Origin of the sequence: Bartonella sp. TT110JLCBS (assembly GCF_042193405.1) — a bacterium.
Classification (GTDB): Bacteria; Pseudomonadota; Alphaproteobacteria; order Rhizobiales; family Rhizobiaceae; genus Bartonella.
In genome coordinates this window covers 1-3,628 of the sequence record NZ_JBHILT010000059.1, presented here as the reverse complement: position 1 = coordinate 3,628, position 3,628 = coordinate 1, and the positions used below count along the sequence as shown (strand labels likewise).

Genomic DNA, 3,628 nt, shown 5'->3' with positions numbered 1-3,628 from the left:
CCGTATCAAGACAAAATCCAAAAGAAACTTATGGATTGTCCAACTATCACACTTCAAACCGCAAGTGGAATAGAAAAAGTCATTCCTTGCGCAAAAATCACAGCAAAAGGAATTGGTGTGCTGTCTCAAGAGCTTAAAAGACAAAGCATGCATTAAGAGGAGGTTATCATGATAAAAAAGAAATATAAACTCACTGATGAAACAATCAAAATTGATGGAATAACGCTTTATCGCATACGCGCCTTAAAAGATTTTGATGATGTCAAAGAAGGCGACCTTGGAGGCTTTGTCGAGAGTGAATGGAATCTTAGCCATGATGATAATTGCTGGGTTGGAGGCAATGCTTGTATTTATCAAAATGCATATATCTCTGAAAATGCGAAGGTTTATGATGATGCCGAAGTTTATAATAACGCAAAAGTTCGTGGTAATGCCATAGTAGCCGGCGATACAGCATTTTATGGAAGTGACGCTATTTTAAGGTAGGGGGGATAAATCATGGAAAAAAAATACGAATTGACTGATGAAATGGATGAAGTTGGCGGACGCACGCTTTACCGCATACGTGCATTAAAAGATTTTGGAAATGTCAAAAAAGGTGACCTTGGCGGTTTTATTGAAAAGGAAGGCAATCTTAGTCATGGGGGCGATTGTTGGGTTGGAGATTATGCTAGGGTTTATGATAATGCTCGTGTTTATCAAAATGCACATATTTCCGGTTATGCCTATGTTTATGGTGATGCGCGGGTTTATGGAGATGCACTCGTTTCTGATGAAGCAAAAGTTTACAATTATGCAGAAATTTACGGTGATGCATACGTTTACGGTGACGCTAAAGTTTTTGATCATGCACATGTTTATGGCAATTCTCATGTTTATTATGAAGCATATGTTTACGATAAGGCAAGCGTTTATGGAAATGCAAAAGTTGGCGGTAATACACACATTTACGGAAATGTAAAAATTTACGGTGATGCGGATTTACGTTGTGAAGATTGGATTGGCAGCAATAGCAGAATATCCACTGGAGCAAACTAATGGAAAAGAAGTACGAACTTACTGATGAGAAAGCTGAGTTTAAAGGGGTAACTCTTCACCGTATCCGCGCTTTAAGAGACTTTGGAGTTATTAAAAAAGGTAATTTAGGCGGCTTTATAGAACATGAAAACAACCTATCGCATCATGGTAATTGCTGGGTAGGTGGTAATGCATTCGTCTTATCTTGTGCTTGCGTTTACGATAATGCTCAAGTTTATGATGATGCTGAAGTTTATGGTAGTGCACGAATTAAACATAATGCACATGTTTACGGTTTTGCCGAAGTTTATGGAATGGCAACAGTTTCCGGTAATGCACGTATTTATGGCGACGCAAAAATTTATCGTGATGCGGATATTGATGGCGATAACGTCATGTCCACTGGAGAAAAAGCATGGTGAAAAAATACGAATTGACTAATGAAACCACCGATATTGTAAGTTGCCATACATTGTACCGCATTCGTGCTTTAAGAGATTTTGATGATGTTAAGGCTGGGGACCTTGGGGGCTTTATAGAAAATGAAAGCAATCTCTCTCATGATGGCAATTGCTGGGTCTATGATAATGCTTGTGTTACTTGGGGTTCAAAAATTTATGACAATGCAAAAATTTATAATAACGCCCGAGTATATGGTGGTGGTCGCATTTTTGAAAACGCACAGATTTACGGAAATGCAATTGTTTATCCCAATGCAAGAGTTTATGGCGACGCAAAAATTTACGGAGATTCAGAGATCTGCGGAGAAAGCCGTATCACAACAAACGAGAAAAAATAAATCATGTATAAATATGGAATTAAACCTACCTTGTGTGCACAGTTAGTTGTGAGAAATACTCACAATCTAGGTGAACTTTGTATCACTATCTCTGGGTATAAAGACGAGCCTTATGTAGATACCATAATTTCTGAAGACATAATGCAGCCTATAAAATCCAAACTCTAACAACCAAACCAACTTTTAACACATGCGTGATTCACGCCACGGGGGAATTGCGCTCAAATAGGAGGAAATCAAGATGAGTGAACTAAGTACCACACAAACGGAATTAGTGAAAACAACGAACGATTGTGAAGTCAAATCTACAGCTATGGAGCTGATTTTAGAAAGAGCTCTAAAAGATGATGTCGATATGGAACGTCTCAAGAGCCTTCTTGAATTGCGAGAAAAGGAGATAGAACGACAAGAGCGCCAAAACTTTGTCCGTGATCTTTCTGCTATGCAAATGGAATACAAAAATATCGAACAAAACGCCATTAATACACATACTAAAAGCCTCTATACAACGCTTGATAAATATATTGATGCTATTAAAGAACCCCTTGCAAAACATCACTTTGCCTTGTTCTCTCGTATCAAAGACCAGAGTTCAAATGACATAACTGTAGAAATGACTTTAAAGCATATATCGGGCAATGAAATATCAACAGAAGGAACATTTCCTTTTGACGCTACAGGGAGCAAAAATAACATACAAGCGGTTGGTTCTACTCTCACCTACGCACGGAGATATCTCTTAGGCATGCTTCTTAATGTTGCAAGAAAAGAAGACGATACAGATGGAATAACACTTCTTGCGGGTATCTCTCCTAAACAGATGAATGAAATCAAAGAATTAATTAAAAAAACACAATCTGAAGAAAGTAAGCTTATCTCTTTCGTAGGAGCAAAAAATCTAACAGATATGTCTTATAAACAAGCACAAATCGCTTTGTTTTCTTTGAAAAAAAAGCAACGAAAGCAAATGAATAAAGCACAACAAGAGCAATTAGATGCACCTATACAAGATGCCGATATAGAAACGCCATACGAACAGGGAACGGCGGTGTGAGATGGAACAAAGAACAGCAGAATGGTTTCAAGCGCGCTTGGGTAAAGTCACTGCTTCAAACGTTTACAACGTACTCAGTAAGACAGCAAAAGGTTTGCCTACAAGCAAATATGAAGACTACAAAACGAAACTCATGGCAGAACGCTTAATAGAGGAAATAAGCCAATCTTATACAACACCTGCTATGCAATGGGGCATTAAACATGAAGAAGATGCCTTAAGAGAATATGAATTCATTTATGACGCAGAAGTCACAAGATGCGGGTTTATCCCACACCCAAAAATGGAAATGGCGGGGGCTAGTCCTGATGGGTTGATTGGAGAGGACGGTTTAATCGAAGTCAAATGTCCACAATCAACCACGCATTTGCGCTTTTTTATTTATGACGAAATCAAACCAGAATATCACGCACAGATGCAATTCCAAATGGCTTGTACAGAACGCAAATGGTGTGATTTCATGAGCTATAATCCAAACTTTGTAGGCAAATCTACTGGTTTGAGAATGAAAATCAAACGCGTCAACCGCGATGAGAAACACATTGAAGAGATTAATAAAGCGGTCGAAATCTTTTTAGGGGAAATAGAACAAGAGATGCAAAAGATTTTGACAAAAGCTGCTTAAACCTATGGGGGTGCTCTCTCCTTCTCCTCTTTCCTAAGCCCCCCCACCCATTTACTAAGGAAATTAAACGTGTGTAACACCAAACATATTATCATACAGCCTGCTAAAGATGAGGAATTTTGTTTTTTTACCA

At 38.4% G+C, this 3,628-nt stretch carries 6 protein-coding genes; all 6 read left to right on the top strand.

All coding sequences use genetic code 11. From position 1 onward, the window contains the following. The first annotated feature begins 168 nt into the window (after nucleotides 1-168). The 6 genes from ACFILW_RS09160 to ACFILW_RS09135 all read left to right on the top strand — a co-directional run bounded on the left by ACFILW_RS09160 (nucleotide 169) and on the right by ACFILW_RS09135 (nucleotide 3,495). Nucleotides 169-486, top strand: coding sequence for a hypothetical protein (locus ACFILW_RS09160; RefSeq protein ID WP_375607465.1), 318 nt, complete (start codon nucleotides 169-171; stop codon nucleotides 484-486). 12 nt (nucleotides 487-498) lie between these two features. Continuing rightward, nucleotides 499-1,038: a hypothetical protein gene (locus ACFILW_RS09155; protein ID WP_375613984.1), complete on the top strand. Its 540-nt coding sequence runs from the start codon at nucleotides 499-501 to the stop codon at nucleotides 1,036-1,038. Continuing rightward, nucleotides 1,038-1,439 (top strand): hypothetical protein, encoded by a 402-nt coding sequence (locus tag ACFILW_RS09150; RefSeq protein WP_375613985.1) that lies wholly within the window; start codon nucleotides 1,038-1,040, stop codon nucleotides 1,437-1,439. Before ACFILW_RS09155 ends, ACFILW_RS09150 begins: the two co-directional genes overlap by 1 nt. Then, nucleotides 1,433-1,816, top strand: a complete 384-nt coding sequence (locus ACFILW_RS09145; RefSeq protein ID WP_273790346.1) for a hypothetical protein — start codon at nucleotides 1,433-1,435, stop codon at nucleotides 1,814-1,816. Before ACFILW_RS09150 ends, ACFILW_RS09145 begins: the two co-directional genes overlap by 7 nt. A 241-nt stretch (nucleotides 1,817-2,057) precedes the next feature. Continuing rightward, on the top strand, nucleotides 2,058-2,870 hold the full coding sequence (locus tag ACFILW_RS09140; protein ID WP_375685631.1) for an ERF family protein: 813 nt from the start codon (nucleotides 2,058-2,060) through the stop codon (nucleotides 2,868-2,870). Nucleotide 2,871: 1 nt separating this feature from the next. Then, nucleotides 2,872-3,495: a lambda exonuclease family protein gene (locus ACFILW_RS09135; protein WP_375685629.1), complete on the top strand. Its 624-nt coding sequence runs from the start codon at nucleotides 2,872-2,874 to the stop codon at nucleotides 3,493-3,495. The last annotated feature ends 133 nt before the right edge of the window (nucleotides 3,496-3,628 follow it).

Excerpts from the sequence above, each read along its gene's own strand:
- ACFILW_RS09160 (WP_375607465.1), top strand. The coding sequence starts at position 169 with ATGATAAAAAAGAAATATAAACTCACTGATGAAACAATCAAAATTGAT.
- ACFILW_RS09135 (WP_375685629.1), top strand. The coding sequence starts at position 2,872 with ATGGAACAAAGAACAGCAGAATGGTTTCAAGCGCGCTTGGGTAAAGTC.
- ACFILW_RS09155 (WP_375613984.1), top strand. The coding sequence starts at position 499 with ATGGAAAAAAAATACGAATTGACTGATGAAATGGATGAAGTTGGCGGA.
- ACFILW_RS09140 (WP_375685631.1), top strand. The coding sequence starts at position 2,058 with ATGAGTGAACTAAGTACCACACAAACGGAATTAGTGAAAACAACGAAC.
- ACFILW_RS09150 (WP_375613985.1), top strand. The coding sequence starts at position 1,038 with ATGGAAAAGAAGTACGAACTTACTGATGAGAAAGCTGAGTTTAAAGGG.
- ACFILW_RS09145 (WP_273790346.1), top strand. The coding sequence starts at position 1,433 with ATGGTGAAAAAATACGAATTGACTAATGAAACCACCGATATTGTAAGT.